Here is a 21,615-nt window from a genome sequence, read left to right as displayed (position 1 = left end):
GGCGCCCGACTCACCAGTGCCGGTTGCAGCATTCGACGTGCAGCTCGCCGTACGAGTGCGATCCGGAGCGGCCCATGCCGATCTCGGCGCAGCGGTGCGCCTCGGGCTTCCCGGCGAGGAAGGCCGGGGCTGCTTCGGCGAGTTCGCGAAGGCCGGCGCCCGCGAGCTCGAACGCGACGCGGCTGCCGATCACGAACAACGTGTCGGCCGCGACCTTCCCGTTGAGGCGGTCGCGGAACTCGCGGTGGAACGGGAAGTCGTGAAAATCCCACTCGCGCGAGGGCAGCGCCCCCGCCGGCATCGTCACCTTGTGGACCTTCGGCTCCGCGAACCTGGAGCGGACGCGCTTCCACTCGGACACGCGAAATCCCAGGCTGTGGTGGAGCAGCACCAGGTCCAGCCGCCGCGACCCCGGCCAGGCGCCGCAGTCGACCGGGCCCGTCCGCAGCGGGAACCAGACCAGACTGCGCGGGGAGCGGGCCGCGAGCCACCAGGCGATCGCCAGCTCGACGCTCGCGGCCTTGTCGACCGACAACTGCCAGCCCGCACGGTCCTCGTGCAGCACGGCGTGCGCGGGCGGACGTTCGGGCCGGACCACCCGATAGGAGTCCGCGCCCAGCCGGGCCGTGCCCACGAGCGTGCGCCACTGCCTGCCTGCGAGCCGCACCGGCCTCCTCCCCGCACTCCACTGCAAAACCCGAGTATGCCGGGTAGGACCGGTTGCGGGCCAACGGGTTTGCGGTCGGCTAGACGGCGGCCTTCTCGCGGGACTCCCGCGCCGGGTCGTACACCGGCACCCATTTCGCCATCCAGGCCGCGCCGAACCACGTGATGAGCCCGAGCGCGATCGCCGCCGCCCCCAGTGGGAACACCAGTGACACCAGGCTGATGAGGCCGGGCCCGGCGACCCCGCCGAGGTCGCCGCACAGCCGCCATCCGCCGAGGAACTGGCGGCGGCCCTCGTCGGGCGCGACGTCCGCCCCGAGGGTGAGCACGATGCCGGAGGAGATGCCGTTGCCCAGGCCCATGAAGCACGCGACGAGCCCGATCGCGACCGCCGTGCCGGACAAGGGCAGGAGCAGGAACCCGGCGCCCATGACGAGCATCGCCGGCAGCGCCACCCACATCCGCCCGAAGCGGTCCATGATCGCGCCGCCCGGGTAGAACAGCAGCATGTCGACCCCGGCCGCGATGCCGAAGATGAGGCTCGTCGCCGTGGCGTCCAGGCCCTGATGCTCGGCCCAAAGTGGAATGATCGCCTGCCGCGAGGCGCGGGCGATCATGATGAGCAGGACGCCGACGCCGAGCGTGGCCAGCACGCGGCGGTGCTCGGCGAGGACCGACCACATGCTCCGCTTCTCCGGCGTCGCCGTGGTGCGGGACGCGGGCAGGTCCGGGAGCGCGAGGCTGAGGAGGCCGCCCGCGAGGCTGGTCGCGGCGGCGAACGCGTAGGTGGCGCCGAACGAGTGCTGCTCGATGAGCAGCGCGCCCACGAACGGCCCGATGAACCCGCCGATGCGGAACGTGCCGCCCAGCGTCGACATGGCGCGGGCGCGGAAGCCGAGGGCCACCGCCTCCGAGAGGTACGCGTGCCGGGCGAGCCCGAACACGGCCGCCGACATCCCGACCATGAACACCATGGCCGACAGCACGGGCAGCGAGTCGGTGCGCGAGGCCGTGATCAGCGCGGCGGCCTCGACCACGCACGCGGCGAGGAGCACCCGCTTCTCGCCGAACCGCTGGGCGAGCGCCCCGGCCGGGAGGTCGCCCACGAGCTGGCCGAAACCGATGAGCCCCACGATGATCGCGGCCTGCGTGACACTGGCGCCGAGGTCGAGGGCGGAGAGGGCCACGAGCGGCATGACCGCGCCCATCCCGACCGAGATGAGGATCGTCGGCCCGTAGATCGGCAGCGCGAGGCGGCGCAGGCGGATGGACGAATCGGGCGCGGACACGTCCGGAACGTACCAAGCGGTCGTGACGGTCACTCGTGTCACGGGAGTGCCGTGTGACGCGTTCGGGCCGGGGCGCCGCAGCGCCCCGACCCTCACGTCACGCGGGCGTGCAGGTCACCACCGGTGCCGTGCCCGCGCCGCTGGCGACGAAGCCCCACGCGGTCACCGTCCGCCCGGCCGCGATCGCGCCGTTCCAGCCGACGTCCTCGGCCGTCACGCCCGCGCCCGAACTCGTCACCGACGCGTTCCAGGAACTGGTGATGCGCTGGCTTCCCGGCCATGTCCAGCTCACGGTCCAGCCGCTGATCGCGGTGGCGCCGGCCGTGACGAGGACGCTGCCCTGCCATCCCGAGTTCCACTGGCTCGCCACCTGCACGGTCGCGGTGCACCCCGCGCCGCCCGGAGGCGGCGAAGTGGTCTCGGCGGGCGTCGTGGTCTCGGCCGGAGTGGTGGTCTCGGTCGGACCGCCCGGCGTCAGCGTGGGGGTCGTCCAGCTGCGCCACTGCGCGAGGTTCGCCGTCCTGCTCGGGTGCATGTTGATCGTCGCGGGCGGGTTGCCGGTGCCGTGCAGGAACCTGTTGATGCTCTGCTGCAGCGGGGTCCGCCACTCGCTGCGCGTGGCGCAGTGGGTCCCGTCCGAGACGTTCGAGTGGTACGAGAGGTTGCTCCCCGCGCCGAGCGCCTTGTAGACCTCGGCGCCGCCGAGGGCCGCGAGCGCGCCGGAGCGCGCGCCGAGCCATTCGACGTGCGGGTTGTCCATGATGAACAGCCCGCGCGGGGCGATCATGCCGACGACCTGGTGGGTGTCGACCGGGAGCCCGGCGGGGTTGCCGGTGTACGCGCTGAACGCGTCGCCGAGCCACGGCTGCTCGTTATAGGTGCTGCTCAGCGGCTGGGAACCGCTCTCCTGCGGGATCGAGCGAAGCGCCGAGACGCCGCCGCTGCCGGACTCGATCGGCATCGTCAGGGCGATGCGCTGGTCGAAGGCGCCGGCCACGAACGCGCCCTTGCCGTACCGGGAGCAGCCGGTGACGCCGGTGGTCGGCTCCAGGATGCTCCCGCCGGACTGCTCGATCACGTCGATGATGCGGCTGACGCCCCACGCCTGGGCCATGAGCACGCCGGTGGTGCTGGTCGCGCCGTACAGGTTGTAGAACGCCCCCTGCTTGTTGCTGCGCGGCGTGCCTTCCGCCCCGACCGCGCCGGGGTCGTAGTCGATGACGGCGGTGCCGGTGGCGAGGATCGTGCCGGTGTCGGCGCCGAAGCCGCCGTAGACGATGACGGCCGGGAACGGCCCGGAGCCGCTGGGGAGCTGCACACTCGCCGAGAAGGAGGTGCTGCGGCCGTTGTCGCTCACGTTCACGGTGATCCGCGAGGAGGTCACCGAACCGGTGACGCTGTCGGGCTGCGGCTTGTCGCCGTAGATCGCGCGTTCGGCGAGCTCCTTGATCTCGGCCCGGCGGCACTCCCACTGGCTCTGGGAGGTGACGCGGGTGCCGTCGGTCTTGAGGAACGGGTCGGGGAGCAGCGAGCTGGAGGCCCAGCCGCCGGGGACGGCGACGTCGCAGTCCGCGCCGTCCCATTCCGAAGCGGCGGTCACTCGGGCCTCCGCCCGGGTGAGGTGCGGTGTGAGCACGAAGGCGGCGGCGACCGCGAAGGCGGCCGCCAGGACGAGTGCGAATCGGAGGTGTCGTCGCAGGGTGATCGGGGGGTCGATCGATGATGCCATGGCAGATTCCTTGTCCGACCAGAGGCATAGTCCATCATCGACGGTGAGGAGGGCGCGGCTCGAGCGCGCGCGGCGTCAACGGTGAGACCACTCATGCCGTGATTTCGAGTGAGACTTCCGTGAGGGTCCCAACAGATTACATTGACGAACATCGATAAACAACGACGAGGGCAAACGCTTCCGAGCTTTACGGATACAAGTTCGGCGCACGCCTGAAGCGTTCCGCCCCAACGCGAGACACGGCCCCGCCCGCGCCACCGCGTACTACGCGACGGCGCGGGCGGGACCGTGTCCTAGCCCTGAAGTCCGGCTCAGCCGGCCTTGGCCTTCAGCTTCTTGGCCAGCTCCGCCTTGCCCATGCCCGAGGCCCCGGTCATGCCCATGTTGTGGGCCTGCAACTGGAGCTCCTCCTTGGTGGCTTCGCCGGGGCGCTCGCCCAGGTGCTCGGCGCGGCTGGCCGCGAACGCCTCGCCCAGCTCCATGCGCCGCTCCTCGGAGAGGTGCTCCTTCATGTGGGGGAGGACCGTGGACTCCTCCTCCTTGACGTGGTGGGTGACCGCCTCCTCCAGCTCGGTGAGGACCTCATCGAACTTCGCCGACTCGGGATCGGTCTCGATCAGGCGCTTGAGCAGCTGCTCGGCCTGGGTGTGCTCCTCCTGGCTGTGCGCGACCTCCTCGGTGTCGCCCGCCTCGTCCTTGGCGGCCGGGTAGACCGTGGACTCCTCGGCGCGGCTGTGCGCGATGAGCAGCGCCGACAGCACCGGGGCCGCCAGCGGGCGGGTATCCGGGAACTGCCGCATCTTGTCGAACAGACGTTCCACTTCGCGGTGGTCCTGCATGATCAGGTCTACGACATCGCCACTCATGGCCTGCCCCCTCCGTGCATCGATCGCCTCCTGGCGAGGCGTGCGGAACGGAAATACCCGCCGAGCGCGGTTTTCATGCACCCGCACCCGCGGGCCGGGGCACGACGAAAGCCCCCGGCCTGTCGGCCGAGGGCTTCGTTCACTTGAGCGGGTGACGGGAATCGAACCCGCGCAATCAGTTTGGAAGACTGAGACTCTACCATTGAGCTACACCCGCGCGGTCCGCCGAAGCGGACGCAGACGAGTGTAGCGCATCGCCCGGAGGGCGGCTCAGGGCTCGAGTCCCTCAGCGGGGCGGCAGCACACTGCTGAGGCCGCCCTTGAGGTGAGCGAGGAACACGTCGTCCTCGTAGGCCTCCGCGGCGTGGCCCAGGGCCGTGTAGAAGCACCGGCCCGCCTCGAGGCGGCGGTGCCACGCGATCGGGTGCGGGTTCCCCATGGCGAGGTCGGCCGTGTCGTAGGAGTCCTCGTCGGCTTCGAGCAGGATCTCCCAGCCCCTCGGGCGCTCGTCGAAGCTGTACCACTCGTCGGTCCACGCCCAGCGCTTCGGCAGGTGCTCGGTCGACGGGTGCCCCTGGTCCACCACGTCGATCTCGCCGGGGGTGCACCCGGGCGGGTGGCCGATGAAGCGGGCGCCCACGAGCTCGCGGAAGAACGGCCAGGAGCGCTCGGCCGTGGAGGCGGCGTGGACGCCGCACCACCCGCCGCCGCCGGTCACCCAGTCGGCCAGGGCCGCGCGCTCGAGCTCGTCCAGCACGTCGCCGGAGGGGGAGAGCCAGACGGCGGCCGTGAAGCGGGCGAGGTCGAGCGGGTTGTGCACGGCCGCGTCCTCGGTGTGCTCGGTCGCGAAGCCCAGCTCGGCGGCGATGCGCTCCACCGCCGCGACGCCGGCCGGGATCGAGTCGTGCCGGAAACCGGTCGTCCTGGTGAAGACGAGGATTGCGGGTGAAACCACAGCGTTCACTCCTGTTCGGGATGGGGCGTCGCCCGACGGTGTCGGCTGCCGGGTGCCGGATGCCGGGCCGTCCGACTCCTCCTGAGAACGATTGCAGAGCGTAGTCTAGGCGATCTCGGCGCCGCCGGCCCGAGCCGCGTCCTGCCCGGCCGCGGCCCCCGCCGCGGGTGACGAGCGGCGATATCGACCACACCCGCCGGGGCCCCGACGGTGCGGCGGCCTAGACTCGTTCGGAGCGGGGGTCGATGCTGCGCTGCCGGCGGACCGATGCGGACCCGGCAACCCCCCGCCCCGACGCAAGTCAATGTCGCAAGGCAATAGAGCGAAATGATCTAGGAGTACGTCTGTGAAGAGCACTGTCGAGACCCTGAGCCCGACCAGGGTGCGGCTGTCGGTCGAGGTGCCGTTCGAGGAGCTGGCGCCGTTCATCAACGAGGCGTACAAGACGGTCGGGCAGCAGGTCCGCGTCCCCGGGTTCCGTCCCGGCAAGGCGCCCCGCCAGGTCATCGACCAGCGCATCGGCCGCGAGTCGGTCTACGCGCAGGCGATGGACCCGGCCGTGCAGGCCAACCTCAACAAGGCCGTCACCGAGAACGACGTGAACGCGCTGGGCCGCCCCGAACTGACCGAGGTCAAGCCGATCGAAGAGGGCAAGCCCTTCGAGTTCGTCGTCGAGACCGACGTGACCCCCGCGTTCGAGCTCCCCGACTTCGCCTCGCTGAAGGTCACGGTCGAGGCCGAGGGCGTCAGCGAAGAGGACGTGGACAAGGACCTCGAGTCCCAGCGCCTGCGCTTCTCGTCGCTGAAGACCGTCGAGCGCGCCGCGGCCGAGGGCGACTTCGTCGTGCTCGACCTGCTCGCCACCCAGAACGGCGCCGAGGTCGAGGGCGGCTCCGTCACCGGCATGAGCCACGAGGTCGGCTCGGGCAACCTGCTCGACGGCCTGGACGAGGCGCTCATCGGCATGTCCGCGGGGGACGAGAAGACCATCCAGTCCACCCTCGCGGGTGAGCAGGAGGGCGAGACCGCCGACGTCGCGGTCAAGGTCACCCAGGTCAAGGAGCGCGAGCTCCCCGAGCTGGACGACGACTTCGCCGAGATGGCCAGCCAGTTCGACACCCTCGCCGAGCTGCGCGACGCGACCCGTGAGCGCCTGGAGACCCAGGCCCGCACCGGCAAGGCCAACGAGGCCCGCCAGAAGACCCTCGAGGCGCTGGTCGAGGCCATCGAGCTGCCGCTGCCGGAGAAGGTCGTCTCCGAGGACGTCGAGCACGAGATCATGCACATGAAGGGCGGCCACGACGGCGAGACCGCCGAGGCGCTCGCGCAGTTCGACGAGTACCTGAAGCTCATGGGCAAGTCCGAGGACGAGTTCAAGGCCGACATGGTCGCCGACTCGGAGGCCCGCCTCCGCCAGTCGATCATCCTCGGCAAGATCGCCCGCGAGCGCGAGCTCGAGGTCTCCGGCGAGCTCATGACCGCCGAGGTCGTGCGCCAGGCCCAGCAGCGCGGCGTGCCGCAGGACCAGTTCCAGAAGTTCGTCGACGAGCTGCGCACGAACGGCGGCCTTCAGCAGATCGCCGCCTCGCTGCGCCAGCAGCTCGCCCTCGAAGAGGTCGTCAAGGAGGCTTCGATCACCGACGCCTCCGGCACCGAGCTCACCGAGGAGGACCTCTTCCCGGGCCGCAAGGCCGCCGAAGCCGACGCTGACGCCGAAGCCGAGGACGCCGAAGAGGAGAAGGCCGAGGCCTAGTTCCTCATCACGGTTTTCCAAGGGGCCCACCGCTTAGCGGTGGGCCCCTTTTTCGCGTCGGCCCGCCAGGGCACGGAGTCGCTTGAGACGCAAGGAGTCCTGGCGCTGGAGGAGACCCGGGCGCGGCTCGAGGCGACCATGCCCGAGCGGTACGTGCACGCCTTCGGTGACTTCTATGTGGACGGATCGCTCGACGAGTCCCCGGTGCTGCCCACGGTGGAGGAGGTCTCGGTCGTCCGCAGCGCACCTTCGAGCAGTGGGCCGAAGCCCACGCCGAGGACTTCCGCCGAGCTACAGCTTCGCCTCGAGCTTGGCCTGGAGGATCTTGGGGGCGTCGATGAAGCCGTTGCGGCCGTAGAAGTTCTTGGACTTGGTGGTCGACTGCACGGTGACCTTCTTCAGGTTCAGCCGCCGCGCTTCGTCGAGGGCCTCGGCGACGAGGCCCTCGCCGAGGCCGCGGCCGCGCACCTCCGGCGCCAGGTACACGGACTGCAGGTCGCCGCCCGCGCGTGACATGCTGCCGGGGGTCGGCACCCGCGCGACGACCGCGAGCCAGGCCATGCCGACCACAGTCCCATTGCGGCGCAACACGATGCACCGATGCGTCTCGGTGTTCCGCTGCGCCCAGTCGGCGAACTCCTTCGCGAAGGCCTCCGGGTCCCCGGTCGGCTTCGTCGCTCCCTCGGTCTCCCACTGCCATCGCAACATGGCGACGGCCTGGTACTCGTCGGCGCGGACGAGGCTGATCTCGATCTCTTCTGGGATGTCCATGGCTGCCATGCTGTCACGACGGAACGGTTCAGGCGGGCCCCAGCGGCCGTGCCGTCTAGACGAGGCGGTCCGGGCGCCGCCACCAGGCCGGGAACGACGTGGCGCCGCACCGCTCCAGCGCGAAGGACGGCGCGCGGCTCTCCGCCGTGGACTGCGCGGCCCCGCTCAGGCCGGGTCGAGCCGCTGGTGGAGGAGGCAGAAGACGTTGCCTTCAGGGTCCTGGAGCACGTGCCAGTTCTCGTCGCCGGTCTGCCCGACGTCGGCGGGCCTGGCGCCCAGGGCGAGCAGGCGCTCCAGTTCGGCGTCCTGGTCGCGGTCGACGGCGTTGACGTCGATGTGGAGCGGGAGCTTCCAGGGCTTCGGATCGGTGCTGGGGCTGAGGATCAGGGTCGGCTGGAGGCCGCCGAAGCCGACGCCGGCCGGGCCGATCTCGATGCTGCCGTCCTCCTCGCGGTCGAGCTCGACGTAGTCGAGGACCGCACTCCAGAAGGCGGCCAGCCGTTCCGGGTCCTCGCAGTCGAGGATCAGCTCACTGATGCGCGATGCCATGCCCGCCAGTATACGAACGCGCCGGGTCCGGCGGCCCCGCTCAGGCGGGGGCGTTCGCGAAGAGCGCGACCAGCAGGTCGAGCCGCTGCTCCTGCGCCTCCTGCGGAATCCGCCCGCTCAGCAGGAGCACCGTCATGCCGTGCAGCGAACCCCAGATGAGTTCGGCCAGCGCCGCGTTGCGGTCGTTGAAGGGGCCGAAGGCGCTGACGATCTCGCCGAACGCGGCCCGCAGCGGCGCGGGCGTCTCGTCGCTGGCCCACTTGACCTTGGTCGGCAGTGTGAACATGGCCTGGTAGGCGGCCGGGTGCGCGGCGGCGAACGCCAGGTAGGCGGTGCAGACCGCGCGGACGCCCTCCGATGCGGGGGCGGCCTCGCGGGCGGCGCGGAGCTGCTCGGCCATCTCGCCGATGCCTTCGACGGCGACGGCGTCGCGGATGGCCTCCATGTTGGCGAAGTGCCCGTACAGCACGGGTTGGCTGTACTCGACCTTGTCGGCGAGCTTCCTGGTGGTCACCGCCTCCCAGCCTTCAGACTCGGCGAGTTCGCGGGCGGTGGTGATGATCAGCTGGTGTCGTTCGGCGCGTTGCCGTTCGCGGCGTTCGGTGGCAGTCACCACAATATTCTAGCATCGCTAGATTTCTGTGCGGGAGAAGCCTATCTTTGAACGAGAACCTAGCAATGCTAGATTCACTGCCAACCCTCTCGGAAGGAACCACCCCATGCTCGCCACCACCGCCCTCGTCCTCGCCTGGATCGTCAGCGTCGCCGTCGTCGCCATGGGCGTCAACAACCTGCTCCGGCCCCAGGTCCTCGCCGGCTTCGGCATCCCCGGCACGCACGCCGACGACCCGGTCCTGCGCTCCTGGCTCGCCGTGAAGGCCGGCCGCGACATCGGCGCGGGGCTCATGCTCGTCGCGGCCGTCGCCCTAGGCACCGCCCCGCTCGCCGGCTGGATCATGCTCGCCGCCGTCGTGATGCCCGTCTGCGACGCACTGGTCGTGCTGCGCGCCAAGGGACCCCGCGCCGCCGCGTACGGGGTCCACTTCGCCACGGCCGCCGCCATGGTCGTCATCGCCGTGCTCCTGCTCCTGGCCTGAGACGCACCGAAGGCCGGTCCCCGTGCGGACCGGCCTTCAGCATCAGTGCGGTCAGTCGCGGTCGGCGAAGACCTCCTTCGCGGCGTTCATCGCATTGAGCGCCGCCGGGAAACCGGCGTAGACGGCCATCTGGAGGATCGTCTCGACGACCTCCTGCCGCGTCCCGCCCACATTGAGCAGGCCGTGGATGTGCACCTTCAACTGCGGCAGCGCACTGCCGAGCGCGGTGCACGCCGCGATCGTCACGATCTCGCGCGAGCGCAGGTCCAGCCCGCCGCGCACGTACAGGTCGCCGAACGCGAACTCGATGATGTACCGCCCCAGGTCCGGCGCGATCGACTTCAGGTTCTCGATCACCGCCTCGCCCGCGTGCCCGTCGATCTCCGACAGCGCCTTCCAGCCGCGCTCGTACCGCGAGCCCTCGGGCTCGGGCGACGCGTCCGCGTAGCCGGGCTCGTCGTCGTCCCGCGTCGCGAAGACCTCCTTCGCCACGGTGATCGCGTTGAGCACCGCCGGGAACCCCGTGTAGGACGCCAGGTGCATGATCGCCTCGACGATCTCGCGCCTGCTGCAGCCGATGTTCAGCGCCCCCGCGATGTGGAACCGCAGCTGCGGCAGCGCGTAGCCGAGCGCGGCCAGGCCGCCGATCGTCGCCAGCTGGCGCTCGCGCAGGTCCAGCTCGGAGCGGTGGTACACGTCCCCGTAAGGGAACTCCACCGTGAGGCGCCCCAGATCCGGCGCCACGTCGGAGAAGTCGCGCGTCACCGCCGGCTCGTCCTCACCCGCCAGGCGCCGCAGGATCTCCAGGCCCCGGTCGTAGCGACCGAGTTCGGCTTGCTCGTCCATAAAAGACAGTCCTTTCGGTTGGTTCAGCGACGGCGGCTGAGCTCGGGGAACTCCGGGTTCGTGGCCATGATCCCCGCCTCGCCCCAACGGGCCTGCGGGACTTCGTGGACGACCACGGTGATCTTGTCCAGCGGCGCGCCCGTGACCGCGTGCGTGGTCGCGGTGAGCTCCTCGATGAGCTTCTGGCACTGCTCGTCGGTCTGGTTCGGCCAGGTCGTGACGGTGATGAACGGCATCAGTTTCCTCCTTGACTCGGTTCCGGAACGGGACGCCGCGACCGCGCGGCCGAGGCGAGGACCGCCGCGGCCAGGACCGCGGCGATCCCGGTGAGCACCACGCCCGTCCACCCGCCGCCGGTCCACACCGGACCGAGGGCGGCGCTGGCGGCGGAGCCGGCCAGCAGGCAGACGAGCATGTACAGGGACGAGGCGCCGCCTTGGCTGCCGGGCGGCGCGGCGGCGGCGAGCATGACCAGCACGGCGGGCTGGCAGGCGAACACGCCCGCGAACAGGAGCAGCGTCCCGGCCGCGATCACGGCCGGGTGCGCGGCGAACCCGAGCAGCGCGATGCCCGCGAGCACGGTGCCGAGGCCGGTGAACACCACTGCGGGCGCACCGATCCGGGGCACGAGCCGGCCTGCGGCCGGGGCCCCCACCACGCCGACGAGTCCGGCGAGGTTGAGCAGACCGATCGCGGCCACGTCGTACTCGAAGGGCGCGGCCTGCAGCCGGTACGTCAGGAACGTCGCGACCCCGAGGTACCCGAAGAACAGGCACACGCCCAGCGCGAGCAGGCGCACGGTGGCCGGGATCCGGAACAGGCCGAGCACTGCCGCGTACGCCGACCGCAGCGGCTTGCCGGTGTCGCCGGACGAGGCCAGGCGCGGCAGCGTCAGCATCGCGGCGGCACCGAGGAGGTTGAGCACGGCGACGCTCACCACCGCGGTGCGCCAGTCGGTCCACTCGGTGACGACGCCCGTGACCGAGCGGCCCAGTGTGATGCCCGCGACCGAGGCACCGATGACGAGGCCGAACAGCATCCCCTTCATGCCCGGCGGGGCCAGGCGGGGCATGAGCGCGATCATCGCCGAGGGCACCGCGGCGGCGGCGATCCCGGCCAGCGCGAGCACGGCCACGAACACGCCGAACCCGGGGCTGAACGCGGCCGCCGCCAGGAGCGCCGCCATGACGACGGCGCCGGCGGCGCCCATGAGCCGCAGGGGGACCCGGTCGGTCAGCGGACCGAAGAGGAAGAACGACAGGGCGTAGGCCAGGCTCGCGCCGGTGAAGGCGTAGCGGGCCTGCTCGTCCGCGACGCCGAAGTGGGCCGCGATCTCGGGGAAGATCGGCTGCGTCAGGTACACGGAGGCGACCGCGACGCAGGTGACGGCGGCCGCGGTGATCGCGGCCGGCCAGGGGACGACGAGGAGGTCCGTGTCGTCCGCGGCGGGGAGGGCACTGACGGCGGCGGTCATGGCGCTACACCGAGGCCCGCGCGCCGCCGTCGACGGTGATGAAGGCGCCGTTGACCATCGCGGCCCCTGGCGAGACGAGGAAGGCCACGGCGGCGGCGATCTCCTCGGGGTCGACGAGGCGGCCGAGCGGGACGCCGCCCTGGATCTGCTTGTTGAGGTCCGAGGGGTCGACGCCGAGCTTCGCGCCGAGGTCGGCCACGATGTCCGACCACAGCGGCGTGTCGGTCGCGCCCGGGTCGACGGTGTTGACGCGGATGCCCTTGCGGCCCAGGTCTTTGGAGATGGCCTTGGCGAGGCCGCCGAGTCCGGCGTTGGCGACGGAGTTGACGACGAACATCGGGTCGGGCTCGGAGCGGAAGACGCCGTTGACGAAGACGATGCGGCCGCTGCCGCGCTCGGTCATCGGGGCGGCGACGGCGCGGGTGAGGCGCATGGCGCCGAGGAGCTTGCCGCCCAGGGTGGCCGCCCACATGTCGTCGCCGGCCTGGTCGAGCGGGGCGACGGGGCCGTCGCCGGCGGCGTTGACGAGGATGTCCACGCGCCCGTGCTCGGCGACGACGGAGGCGACGCCCGCTTCGACCGAGGCGGTGTCGTTGATGTCGAGCACCAGGCTGTGGAGGCGTTCGGCCGCTTCGGGCGCGAGCGCGTCGGCGAGGCGCTCGCGGGCGGCGTCCAGGCGGTCGGCGTCGCGGCCGAGCATGACGACGAGGGCGCCGTCGGCGGCGAGGCGGGCCGCGATGGCCCCGCCCATGCCGCCGGTGGCGCCGCTGACGAGAGCGATGTCGAGGGCGGTGTCCTGGGCGGTGGTCTCGGCGTGCTGCTGTGCGGACATGGTGCTCCGTTCGGGTCTCAGGGCCGGACCCTCCACTGCGGAGGATGCGGCCCTCGCGGACCGGGCGGCCGCTGCGGGCCGTCCGGGTTGTTCTATCAGACGGGGATTCGGGCGGCCGAGGCTGCCCAACCGGTTAGTTGGCGCGATACAATGCGGCGATGCCCGCTCAATCCATCGCCCGGCCGGCATCGAACCGGACTCGGGACGCCATATTGCAAGCCGCCTACGAAGAGTTCACCGAGCACGGCCCGGCCGGCGCCCGCGTGGACCGCATCGCCGCTCTCGCGGGCTGCAACAAGCAGCGCATCTACGCGTACTTCCAGAGCAAGGAGAACCTGTTCGCCGAGGTGCTGCGCGAGGCCCACCGGCGGCTGGGGGAGGCGGTGCCGCTGCCGACCGACCGCGCCGGGCTCGACGACTACGTGGGCGCCGTCTTCGACTTCCACCTCCGCGACCCCAGCATGGTGCGGCTCATCGCCTGGGAAGGGCTGACGTTCGGCGACTCGCCGCTGCCGTGGCGCGAGGAGCGGCAGGCCTTCTACGAGGACAAGATCGCCGCGCTCCAGCGCGCGCTGGGGATCGACAACGCGCCCGCGGTGGCCGCGCTGCTGATCACCCTGATCGGGATCTCCTCCTGGCCGTTCGTGATGCCCCAGCAGCGGAACCTGCTGTTCATCGAGTTGCGCCCGGAGGTCACCACGATCGAGGCGCTGCGGGCCTCCCTGAACGCGTTCGGTCGCGCGAGCATCGAAGCGGTCGCGAGCGCCCCGGACGACTTCCCGCCCGGGGCCGCGCGACTGCTCAACGGCTAGGTCCCTTCCCGAGGGCCCGAACGGCCCGGTTCCGCGGGAACGGCCCTGGGCCCGGCCGACTGGAACGCCGGCCGGGCACGGGTTCATCCGCGGCTCCATCGCAGCACGGCGCTGCCGATCGACATGCCGCCGCCGAAGCCCGAGAGCAGCACCTGGTCGCCGTCCTCCAGAGCGCCCGACCGGTTGGCGTGGTCGAGCGTCACCGGCACCGAGGCGGACCCGGTGTTGCCGTACTCGGCCACGGTGCGGTGGCTGGCGGCGTTCACCAGGCCGAGGCTCGGCTGGATCTCGTCGAGCATCTGGCCGTTCGCCTGGTGGGGCACGAAGTGCCGGATGTCGTCGGCGGTCGTCCGGGCCTCTTCCACGGCCTCCTTCACCGAGAGCGGGAGCTGCTCGGTGACGAAGGCGCGCACGGCCCTGCCGTCCATGGCGAAGTAGTGCGCGTCGTCGTCGGCGTCCCGCAGCCGCGCCGGGTAGCGGCTGCCGCCGACCGGCACGTTGATCATCTCGTGGTGGGCCCCGTGGGTGCGCAGGGCCGCCGCGGTGATGCCGCGCCCGTCGGGGACCGGCCCGAGGACGACCGCGCCCGCGCCGTCGCCGAAGAGCACCGCGGTGCGCCGGTCGGCGGGGTTGATGATGCGCGAGTAGATGTCGGCGCCGATGACGAGCGCGCGGCCGCCGTCGGCGACGAGCCGCCAGGCCGCGGCGAGCGCGAACAGGAACCCGGTGCAGACGGCGTTCACGTCGAACGCCGGGACGCCGTCGGCCCCGATCCGGTGCTGGACGATCGCGGCCGTCGCCGGCTGCGGGTGGTCCGGTGTGGACGTGGCGACGATGATGCAGTCGAGCGTGGCCGGGTCGACGCCGGCGTCCTCGAGCGCCGCCTGCCCGGCGCGGGCGGCGAGGTCGGAGGTGGCCTCGTCGGCCGCGGCGTAGCGGCGGGAGCCGATACCGGTCTTGCGGAGGATCCATTCGGCGTCCACGCCCGCCTTCGCCGCGACCTCGTCGTTGCCGACGACGCGGGAGGGCAGGTAGGAGCCGGTGCCCAGGACGCCCACGGGACGCCTTGGGGCGCTGGGGGAGTCAGGCATGTGGGTAGGAGAAATCGACAAGGGCATGGCCATGATCGGTCACCTCGAATCGGGTCGGCGATCGGTGGTGGGAGGGTGTGCGCCCCGGTGCCGCATCGTCGCGGCCCCGGGGTCCCGGGGATCGCTCGCCTCGCTCGGCTGTGAGCGCGGCGCTATGAGCGCGTGATCAGCTCTTGAAAGGACGGTCCGGTCAGCTTGAGCTGGGCGTGGATGTCGCCGCCCAGTCCGAAGTGGCCGATCGCGCCGCCGTAGTTCTGCTGGTAGCTCATCCACAGGACCACGACGTTGATGACGCGGTTGGCGCCGGGCCGGTCGGGATCGGGGAACGGGTCGGGCAGGCGGGCCGTGTAGTGGCCCGCGCCGCCCCGGTCGGCGTAGAAGGCGTTCGGCACCCCGAGCGGTCCGGGCCTGGTCGGCCCGGCCGGGTCGAGGTCCCTCTGCCGCAGGGACATGACGGTGTAGACGCTGTCGGGGATGAGGCCGGTGAACCAGAACTCGAACTCGGCGGCCGTGCCGCCGTCGGTCACCGTGACCTCGACCTGGCCGCGCGCCCGCCGCCACTGCCCGAGGGTGATCGGGTCCCTGCGGCGGGGCCCGTCGGCCTCGCGCAGGTCCGGGATCGGGACCTCGTGCAGCGGGTGGCTCGGTCGCACCACCTCGTGCGCGTCGGGGCGCTGCTCGGGGGCGAACAGCATCGGGTAGTTGTTGCACGGCAGCGGGAGCGGCAGGGTGTACAGCTCCATGTCGTCGTCGGCGGCGGTGAGCTCGCGCAGGATGCGGTACGGCGCGTGGGCGCCGAACGGCGGCAGCGGGCTGTCCTGCGCGACGAGCGCCGAACCCCATGCGGCGCTGACGTTCCCGTCGTCACCGGCGCGGTTGATCCGGCCGATGGTGACGAAGTTCCCGTCCTTGTCCATGATCTCGCTGGGCGGGTAGGCGGGTCCCTGGGTGGTGACGCTGAGGTCCAGGACGTAGGCGTTCACGGGTGCTCGTCCCTCGCTCAGGCTTCGACGCGCTCGTAGCAGCGGGTGTAGAGCCCGCCGGGCCCGCCGGTGATGTACCGGTCGCCGGCCTGCTGCACGATCTCGCGGTACCGGTCCGAGGTGAACGGGCGCTGGTACTGCTCGGGGGCGCAGGAGAAGCCGCTGACGAAGAGCACGCCGGGCTGGGTGCTGACCACGGTGTGGTAGGCGCTGAAGGACTCCACTTCCTCGGCGCCGCGCACGACGTCGAAGATGGTGGCCTCGCGCCAGGCCCGGTACGCCTCGTACGCCGGGGGCTTGACCTCGACGTAGCGCAGCTGCACGTACGGGGTCACCGGGAGCGCGGTGCCGGGCTCCTTGGGGGCCTCGACGAAGCGCAGCGCCTGGCGGCGGAAGTCGCCGGCGGCGTACGGGCCGACCGTGTGCCACTGGGTCTCGAAGTCCGCGTCGGCCGCGGCGATCTCGTCGAGCCCGGTGAGGGCGCGCAGTTCGAGCAGGGTGTCGGCTTCCAAGCAGCGGTAGAGGACGCGGTCCTTGTCGGCCGCGGCGGCCAGCAGTTCGCTCCAGGCCTTGGCGGCCTCGTCGGCGAGGTCGGCCTGCACGGGCAGTTCGGTGGTCAGCAGATAGGTCGCGGACATGGCGGTGCCTCCAGAGGTGTTTCGGATTCGGTGCGGGGGACCGGATTCGGCGGGACGGCGGGAACGCGTCCGCTCAGGCGGGGAGTCGCGCGGCGGTGCGCGGGGTCTGCGGCAGGGTGCGCCAGGCGGCCGTTTCGGCGCGGCGGCGGAGCACCGGGTCGTCACCGACGACGACGGCGGTGCCGGTGGTCTCGAGCATCGGCAGGTCGGTGGCGTGGTCGCCGTACGCGATGCAGTGGTCGAGCCGGTAGCCGCGCAGGCGGGCCACCGCTCGGACGGTCTCGGCCTTGCCTTCGCCGATGACCGGGTAGTCGATCTCGCCGGTGAGCTGTCCTCTGCGGATCTTCACCGGCGCGCCGTGGGTCTCGGACGCCCCCAGGAGCGCGGCGGCGGGCTCCAGGCAGGCGAAGAACGATCCGGAGACGAGGTGGGTGGGGACGTCCCGCTCGCGCAGGGCGGCGTGCTCGGCGACGGGCGCCTCGAGCAGGAACCCGGGGTCGGCGAGCTCGTCGTCGAACCAGGCCCGGCCCACCGCGGCGAGGTACTCGGCGGACTCCCCGGCGTAGAGCCGGTAGTACGCGCGGTTGACCTCCTCGCGGGGCACGCCCGCGGCGGCGAGCGCGCTCAGTTCGGCGGCGAGCCGCTCGTACAGGAGTTCCGGCTCACCCTTGCGCTGCAAGTAGAACCGCAGAAAGCGGAACATGCTCTTGTGCGCCAGGAGCGTCTCGTCGACGTCGAAGAACGCGGCGTCGAACGGGACGGTGCGCTCAGTGGGCCGCTGCATCGGCGAGGGCCCCTTCGCGCTGCGACACGACCGCGGCGACGGCCTGCTCGGCCCGGCGCTGCTCTTTGGACTCGATGAGCCGGTTCTCGAAGGCGGTGAACCGCACCGAGGTGCGGGTGCAGCGGCGCCCGGCCTGCTCGATGGCGATCTCCACCGTGTACGAGAGCCGGTCGGCGTTCGCGGTGTCCGACTCGAGGATCAGGTAGTCGATCTCGGCGGCCAGCGGGAACAGGAAGTTCTCGAACTCGGTGCCCATCGAGTTGATGACGAAGTAGCGCTTGCGGTCGTCCGGGAGCAGGAAGCGCTCGGTGACCGTGAGGAACATCTGGCGCGCCGCCTCGACCGCGACCATGCCCTGCACGTGCTGGCCGGTCTGGTGGTCGATGAGCAGCTCGTTGTCGTTGTGCACCCGCAGGTCCGCGCGGTACCGGCCGGGGCCGGTCTGCCGGGGGCGGCTGATGAGGCGGTTGGCCTCGACGTGCTTGTGGGTCTCGTGTCGCGCGGCCGGGGCCGGGATGGCCGGCATGAGGTGGATGCGGTGGTCGAGGCCGCGTTCGGCGATCTCGATCCGCAGCAGGTCCCATTGGGACTGTCCGATGCCTTGTCCGGGTTGGAGGGTGAGATGCTCGAATGCAGCGGTGCCCGCGTCATTGCGGAGGTGGCGGATGAACTCACTGACGGTGAGGACTTCCGGGTGAGCGGCGCTGAATCCGGAGAATCGATTGCCCACGAGGAGGAGCGTGGAGTGGTCAGTCAACATGGCATTGACCTCTTTAGATAGAGGGTGTCAAGAAGAACCGTTGCTCCGCAAAGGGATTGGGTGATCACGAAGCGTGTTCGGATTCAACCTATAGGAGTAACCGCCCCGTGGCAACCATCTAGTTGGTTGTGTGACAACTTTCACAGACTAGACTATTGACAAATCATTACGTCTGCATATGGCCAATGTTTCCATTCCCGTAGCCCCACGGTTAAGTGCCGTGGTCAGCGCTTACCGGGTTCGCAGGACCAACGTGGACCGGCCCGTGCGCGGCAGCGGCACGTACACCCGCAGCCCCTCGGCCGCATCCGTTCCCGACAGGTGCGTGTAGTCCTCGCCGGGGTGGTATCCGAGCCCCGCCGGACCGGTTTCGTCCACATGCACCGCGATCAGGCCCCCGCCCCGCCGGTACGCGAACGCACCGCCGACCGGCTCGAAGCCCCCGTTCGCCAAGGGCCGCACGCCCTCCAGCTCGCCGCCCTCCCGGAAGGCCAGTTCGAGCACCTGCCGCACCCCGCCCGGGTCCGCCTCGACGCCCAGGCGCACCTCGCCCTCGCCGACGCGCACCCGCGCCTCGGTCGACAGCGCGAACGCGTCGCGGGGCCGGTGCGCGAAGTCCATCGAGGCCGAGAACCGGCCGTCGTCCATGAGCGCGTAATCCCCGTCCGCGCGCCGGTGCTCCGCAGGCAGCGGCTGGTAGTACGCCGCCGCCACCCGCTCCCGCAGGACGAACTCGCCGCCCTCGAGCGCGAACTCACCGGCCCTGAACGGCCCCATGCCGAAGAAGTCCCGCGAGAGCCGCACCGAGTCCAGCACGGCCCCGCCGGAGTACACCCGCAGGAACGTCGGGTTGGACGACAGTCCCGAGCGGATCCAGCCGTGCTCGGCGTAGTCCGAGCCGCCGAACACGGTCACCGCGAACGCCCCGTCCCGCGCCACCGCCAGCCCCGCAGACGGAAACACGGTGCTCACCGCCTGCGGCGCTTCGGGTTCGGGCAAGACCCCGGCCAGCGCCGGCTCCAGCAGGACCTCCGCCAGCGCGTCCGCCAAGTAGGGGAGCGGCCCCTCCAGGCCCCGCCCGTCAAGGCCCTGCGCAAAGATGTCGGCCGCCACCGCGGCGAAGTCCCCGCGGCCCCGCGCGATCGCGTACCGCCGGAACTGCATCAGGAACGGCGCCAACGCGATCGGGCCCCGCTGGTCCTGTCGCCGCGAGTGCACGGTCTCCACCGTGCCGTCGGGCAGCGCCGTCGCGGCGACCGCCTCGAGGTTCCGGCACACCGCGTCCAGCAGCTCCGGCCGGTCCAGCAGCACGCCGATCGCCGTCAACGACGGGTTCGAGACGTACAGCGAGTAGTTCGGGCTCCGCTCCGAGTACATGCCGTCAGGCGCGATGTCGACGCCCTCGGCCAGCCACTGGTCGACCCGCGCGACCAGGCGCGCATCGGGCCAGTGCGCGTTGAGCCGCGCCAGCGCCGCGCTCAGCTCCCACCGGTGGTTCGGCGTGTGGACCCCGCCCAGGCGCAGCGGCCCGGCCGCGGCGGCGGCGATCAGCTCCAGCGCCCCGGCCAAGGGCCGCAGCGACTCCGGTACCGAGTCGCCCTGCAGCAGCCCGTAGGCGTCGCACAGATCGTTGATCGTGAACGCCGTGTCGGGCGGTGAAGCGAGGTTCTCGCCGTCGAACAACCCGTTCGCGCCCTGCATCCCGGCCAGGAAGTCGACCAGCCGCGCCGCGGCCCCGGCCGCCTCCGCCGAGGCGAAGAGCGCCGAGCCCGGATGCACCGCGCACGCGACCAGCGCCTTCGCTGCGGACATCACCTCGCGATGATGCGGGGCGCCCGCCAGGAGCCCGTCGACCCCCGCGAGCAGGCCCCGGGCCCGCTCGTCGGCCGCCGCGGCGACGGCGGCCAGAAATGCGGTGTCAGTCCTTGAGCCCGGCATTGATGTCCTCGTTCATGACGTACTTCTGGAACACGATGAAGATGAGCACCAGCGGCAGGATCGACATCACCGAGGCCGCCAGCAGCAGCGGCCAGTCGATGTTCTCGGCCCCCACAATGGACCGCAGCGCGATCTGGAGCGTGAACTTCCGCTCGTCGCCCACCACGATCAGCGGCCAGATGTAGTCGTTCCAGCGCCACTGGAACGAGAAGATCGCCAGCGTCATGATGATCGGCCGCGACATCGGCAGCATGATCCGGAAGAAGATCCCCGTCTCGCGCGCCCCGTCGATGCGGGCCGCCTCGATGATGTCGTCCGGAATGGACACGAAGAACTGCCGGAACATGAACACGCCCGTGGCCGTGAGGATCGACGGCACCACCAGGCCCGCCATCGAGTCGTACATGCCGAGGTCCCGGATCACCAGGAACGTGGGCGAGAGGATCACCTCGGTCGGCAGCATCGTCGTCGCCAGCAGGCAGACGAAGAAGATCCGGATCCAGACCCGGTCCTGGTACTTCGCGAGCGCGTACCCGCACATCGCGCTGGCGAACACCGTCAGCACGGTGGTCGTGAGCGCCACGGCGAGCGTGTTCGAGAAGTACAGCATGAAGTCGAACCGGTCCCAGGCCTTCTCGAACCCCGCGACCGTGGGGTTCTCCGGGAGGATCGTGAGCGGGTACTGGAACAGCTCCGAGCCGGGCTTGAAGGCGCTCAGCAGGAACCAGACGAGCGGGAACGCGTACAGCGCCGCCAGCAGCCACATGAACGTGGTCACGGGGACGACGGTCCCGAGCTCCTTCGCCTTCCGCGCCTTGCGGACGGGCTTGTGCGGTGCGGTCGTGGTGCTCATGCGGAGCGCCTCCGGTTGACGGCCATCTGCACCAGGGCGATGGTGAGCAGGATGAGCAGCAGGATCATGGAGACGGCGCTGGCGTAGCCGATGTCGGCGCGCTTGAAGCCGGTCTCGTAGATGTACTGGATGATCATGACGTTGGAGGTGCCGGGACCGCCGCCGTTGAGCGCCTGGACCATCGCGAACTCCTTCATGGCCCCGAGCGAGGACAGGAGGATCACCAGGAACGAGGTGGGCGCGATGGACGGCAGCGTGATGTGGCGGAAGCGCTGCCAGGCGTTCGCGCCGTCGATCTCCGCGGCCTCGTAGTAGGCGCGCGGCACGTTCTTGAGCGCCGCGATGAAGATCAGCATGTTGAAAGCGGTGCCGCCCCAGGTCGCGGCGATGACGACGACCATGAGCGCGAGGTCGGGGTCGGTCTGCCAGGCGAGCGGGTCGGCGCCGAGCCGGGAGATCACGTAGTTGACGAACCCGAAGCTCTCGCCGAACATCCAGCGCCACACCACGCCCGCGACGATGGGGGAGATGAGCCACGGGAAGAAGAACACGACCTTCGCGAACGAGGAGCCCTTGGCGTAGTTGGAGACCACGAGCGCGGCGATCGAGAGCGACATGACGTACATGAGCGGGACGCTGATGACCGCGAACAGCAGGGTGCGGGTGAGCGAGTCGTAGAAGGTCGGGTCGCTGAAGAGCTGCTCGTAGTTGTCCGTGCCGATGAACTCGGGCGTGCCGATACCGGAGTAGTCGGTGAACGAGTAGATCAGGCCCAGTCCGCCGGGCCAGACGAAGAACACGAGGAACAGGACGATGCTGACGCCGGCGAGCGCGAGCGGCGCGAGCCGGTACTGGGCGCGGCGGCCCCGGCCGGGCCGCTTGCGCGGCCCGGCGGGGGCTTCGGATCGGGTGGCGGTGGCCGTCAAGGG

At 71.0% G+C, this 21,615-nt stretch carries 23 protein-coding genes, 1 tRNA gene and 1 pseudogene; 4 read left to right on the top strand and 21 right to left on the bottom strand.

Translation table 11 applies throughout. The features are described 5' to 3' along the window. Positions 1 to 10: 10 nt before the first annotated feature. The 6 genes from QWI33_RS07180 to QWI33_RS07155 all read right to left on the bottom strand — a co-directional run bounded on the left by QWI33_RS07180 (position 11) and on the right by QWI33_RS07155 (position 5,505). Positions 11 to 667 carry a hypothetical protein gene (locus QWI33_RS07180; protein WP_289956326.1) on the bottom strand — a complete coding sequence of 219 codons (657 nt, stop codon included), beginning with the start codon at positions 665 to 667 and terminating at the stop codon, positions 11 to 13. Between the two features lie 79 nt (positions 668 to 746). Then, positions 747 to 1,955 carry an MFS transporter gene (locus tag QWI33_RS07175; RefSeq protein WP_289956324.1) on the bottom strand — a complete coding sequence of 403 codons (1,209 nt, stop codon included), beginning with the start codon at positions 1,953 to 1,955 and terminating at the stop codon, positions 747 to 749. Positions 1,956 to 2,052: 97 nt separating this feature from the next. Then, positions 2,053 to 3,684, bottom strand: coding sequence for a glucuronyl esterase domain-containing protein (locus tag QWI33_RS07170; protein WP_289956323.1), 1,632 nt, complete (start codon positions 3,682 to 3,684; stop codon positions 2,053 to 2,055). Between the two features lie 311 nt (positions 3,685 to 3,995). Further along, complete coding sequence (locus QWI33_RS07165; protein WP_289956320.1) at positions 3,996 to 4,550, bottom strand: hemerythrin domain-containing protein; 555 nt, start codon at positions 4,548 to 4,550, stop codon at positions 3,996 to 3,998. Between the two features lie 146 nt (positions 4,551 to 4,696). Then, a tRNA-Gly gene (locus QWI33_RS07160) sits at positions 4,697 to 4,767 on the bottom strand. Positions 4,768 to 4,836: 69 nt separating this feature from the next. Continuing rightward, positions 4,837 to 5,505 (bottom strand): ThuA domain-containing protein, encoded by a 669-nt coding sequence (locus tag QWI33_RS07155; protein WP_289956317.1) that lies wholly within the window; start codon positions 5,503 to 5,505, stop codon positions 4,837 to 4,839. A 346-nt stretch (positions 5,506 to 5,851) separates the two neighbouring features. Between QWI33_RS07155 and tig the strand changes: the two genes are divergently transcribed. Both tig and QWI33_RS29330 read left to right on the top strand, forming a co-directional pair. Then, positions 5,852 to 7,258 carry a trigger factor gene (tig, locus tag QWI33_RS07150; protein WP_289956315.1) on the top strand — a complete coding sequence of 469 codons (1,407 nt, stop codon included), beginning with the start codon at positions 5,852 to 5,854 and terminating at the stop codon, positions 7,256 to 7,258. A gap of 99 nt (positions 7,259 to 7,357) precedes the next feature. After that, a pseudogene (locus QWI33_RS29330) lies at positions 7,358 to 7,599 on the top strand (hypothetical protein); the annotation flags it as partial. Here the strand turns inward: QWI33_RS29330 and QWI33_RS07145 are convergent. The 3 genes from QWI33_RS07145 to QWI33_RS07135 form a co-directional block, all read right to left on the bottom strand. Beyond that, positions 7,550 to 8,029: a GNAT family N-acetyltransferase gene (locus tag QWI33_RS07145; RefSeq protein ID WP_289956314.1), complete on the bottom strand. Its 480-nt coding sequence runs from the start codon at positions 8,027 to 8,029 to the stop codon at positions 7,550 to 7,552. The pseudogene QWI33_RS29330 and the gene QWI33_RS07145 sit on opposite strands and share 50 nt — an antisense overlap. Positions 8,030 to 8,194: 165 nt before the next feature. Beyond that, on the bottom strand, positions 8,195 to 8,578 hold the full coding sequence (locus QWI33_RS07140; protein WP_289956311.1) for a VOC family protein: 384 nt from the start codon (positions 8,576 to 8,578) through the stop codon (positions 8,195 to 8,197). A gap of 40 nt (positions 8,579 to 8,618) precedes the next feature. Beyond that, the gene (locus QWI33_RS07135; protein ID WP_435367561.1) at positions 8,619 to 9,194 is read right to left on the bottom strand and encodes a TetR/AcrR family transcriptional regulator; all 576 of its coding nucleotides are present in this window, start codon (positions 9,192 to 9,194) and stop codon (positions 8,619 to 8,621) included. A gap of 103 nt (positions 9,195 to 9,297) precedes the next feature. Here QWI33_RS07135 and QWI33_RS07130 point away from each other — a divergent pair, with 103 nt between their 5' ends. Then, entirely contained in the window at positions 9,298 to 9,675 is a 378-nt protein-coding gene (locus tag QWI33_RS07130; protein WP_289956307.1) for a DUF4267 domain-containing protein, read from the top strand. A gap of 51 nt (positions 9,676 to 9,726) precedes the next feature. Here the strand turns inward: QWI33_RS07130 and QWI33_RS07125 are convergent, their stop codons facing one another. From QWI33_RS07125 to QWI33_RS07110, 4 genes are read right to left on the bottom strand one after another with little or no spacing between them, the layout of a single operon-like run. Beyond that, a complete protein-coding gene (locus QWI33_RS07125) occupies positions 9,727 to 10,521 on the bottom strand; it encodes a carboxymuconolactone decarboxylase family protein (protein WP_289956306.1) in 795 nt (264 codons plus the stop codon). Positions 10,522 to 10,544: 23 nt separating this feature from the next. Beyond that, positions 10,545 to 10,757: a tautomerase family protein gene (locus tag QWI33_RS07120; RefSeq protein WP_289956304.1), complete on the bottom strand. Its 213-nt coding sequence runs from the start codon at positions 10,755 to 10,757 to the stop codon at positions 10,545 to 10,547. Then, positions 10,757 to 11,995 carry an MFS transporter gene (locus QWI33_RS07115; RefSeq protein WP_289956302.1) on the bottom strand — a complete coding sequence of 413 codons (1,239 nt, stop codon included), beginning with the start codon at positions 11,993 to 11,995 and terminating at the stop codon, positions 10,757 to 10,759. The genes QWI33_RS07120 and QWI33_RS07115 overlap by 1 nt, the downstream gene beginning before the upstream one ends. A gap of 4 nt (positions 11,996 to 11,999) precedes the next feature. Beyond that, a complete protein-coding gene (locus QWI33_RS07110) occupies positions 12,000 to 12,827 on the bottom strand; it encodes an SDR family NAD(P)-dependent oxidoreductase (RefSeq protein ID WP_289956300.1) in 828 nt (275 codons plus the stop codon). A gap of 158 nt (positions 12,828 to 12,985) precedes the next feature. Between QWI33_RS07110 and QWI33_RS07105 the strand changes: the two genes are divergently transcribed. Then, complete coding sequence (locus QWI33_RS07105; RefSeq protein ID WP_289956299.1) at positions 12,986 to 13,639, top strand: TetR/AcrR family transcriptional regulator; 654 nt, start codon at positions 12,986 to 12,988, stop codon at positions 13,637 to 13,639. Positions 13,640 to 13,722: 83 nt separating this feature from the next. Here QWI33_RS07105 and QWI33_RS07100 read toward each other — a convergent pair whose 3' ends face one another. The 8 genes from QWI33_RS07100 to QWI33_RS07065 all read right to left on the bottom strand — a co-directional run bounded on the left by QWI33_RS07100 (position 13,723) and on the right by QWI33_RS07065 (position 21,612). Next, entirely contained in the window at positions 13,723 to 14,730 is a 1,008-nt protein-coding gene (locus QWI33_RS07100; RefSeq protein WP_289956297.1) for a 3-oxoacyl-ACP synthase III family protein, read from the bottom strand. 152 nt (positions 14,731 to 14,882) lie between these two features. Beyond that, positions 14,883 to 15,713: a hypothetical protein gene (locus QWI33_RS07095; protein ID WP_289956294.1), complete on the bottom strand. Its 831-nt coding sequence runs from the start codon at positions 15,711 to 15,713 to the stop codon at positions 14,883 to 14,885. 17 nt (positions 15,714 to 15,730) lie between these two features. Beyond that, entirely contained in the window at positions 15,731 to 16,351 is a 621-nt protein-coding gene (locus QWI33_RS07090; RefSeq protein ID WP_289956292.1) for a hypothetical protein, read from the bottom strand. A gap of 73 nt (positions 16,352 to 16,424) precedes the next feature. Continuing rightward, on the bottom strand, positions 16,425 to 17,135 hold the full coding sequence (locus tag QWI33_RS07085) for an HAD family hydrolase (RefSeq protein ID WP_289956290.1): 711 nt from the start codon (positions 17,133 to 17,135) through the stop codon (positions 16,425 to 16,427). Then, complete coding sequence (locus QWI33_RS07080; RefSeq protein ID WP_289956288.1) at positions 17,119 to 17,895, bottom strand: AfsA-related hotdog domain-containing protein; 777 nt, start codon at positions 17,893 to 17,895, stop codon at positions 17,119 to 17,121. Before QWI33_RS07080 ends, QWI33_RS07085 begins: the two co-directional genes overlap by 17 nt. Before the next feature lie 231 nt (positions 17,896 to 18,126). Further along, positions 18,127 to 19,833, bottom strand: a complete 1,707-nt coding sequence (locus QWI33_RS07075) for a hypothetical protein (RefSeq protein ID WP_289956287.1) — start codon at positions 19,831 to 19,833, stop codon at positions 18,127 to 18,129. Next, on the bottom strand, positions 19,814 to 20,686 hold the full coding sequence (locus tag QWI33_RS07070; protein ID WP_289956285.1) for a carbohydrate ABC transporter permease: 873 nt from the start codon (positions 20,684 to 20,686) through the stop codon (positions 19,814 to 19,816). The genes QWI33_RS07075 and QWI33_RS07070 overlap by 20 nt, the downstream gene beginning before the upstream one ends. Next, the gene (locus QWI33_RS07065) at positions 20,683 to 21,612 is read right to left on the bottom strand and encodes a carbohydrate ABC transporter permease (protein ID WP_289956284.1); all 930 of its coding nucleotides are present in this window, start codon (positions 21,610 to 21,612) and stop codon (positions 20,683 to 20,685) included. Before QWI33_RS07065 ends, QWI33_RS07070 begins: the two co-directional genes overlap by 4 nt. Positions 21,613 to 21,615: the final 3 nt, after the last annotated feature.

The sequence above is a fragment of the Glycomyces tritici genome (assembly GCF_030403505.1).
The sequence above is the reverse complement of the archived record's forward strand: the minus strand, read 5'-3'. Positions and strand labels throughout refer to the sequence as shown.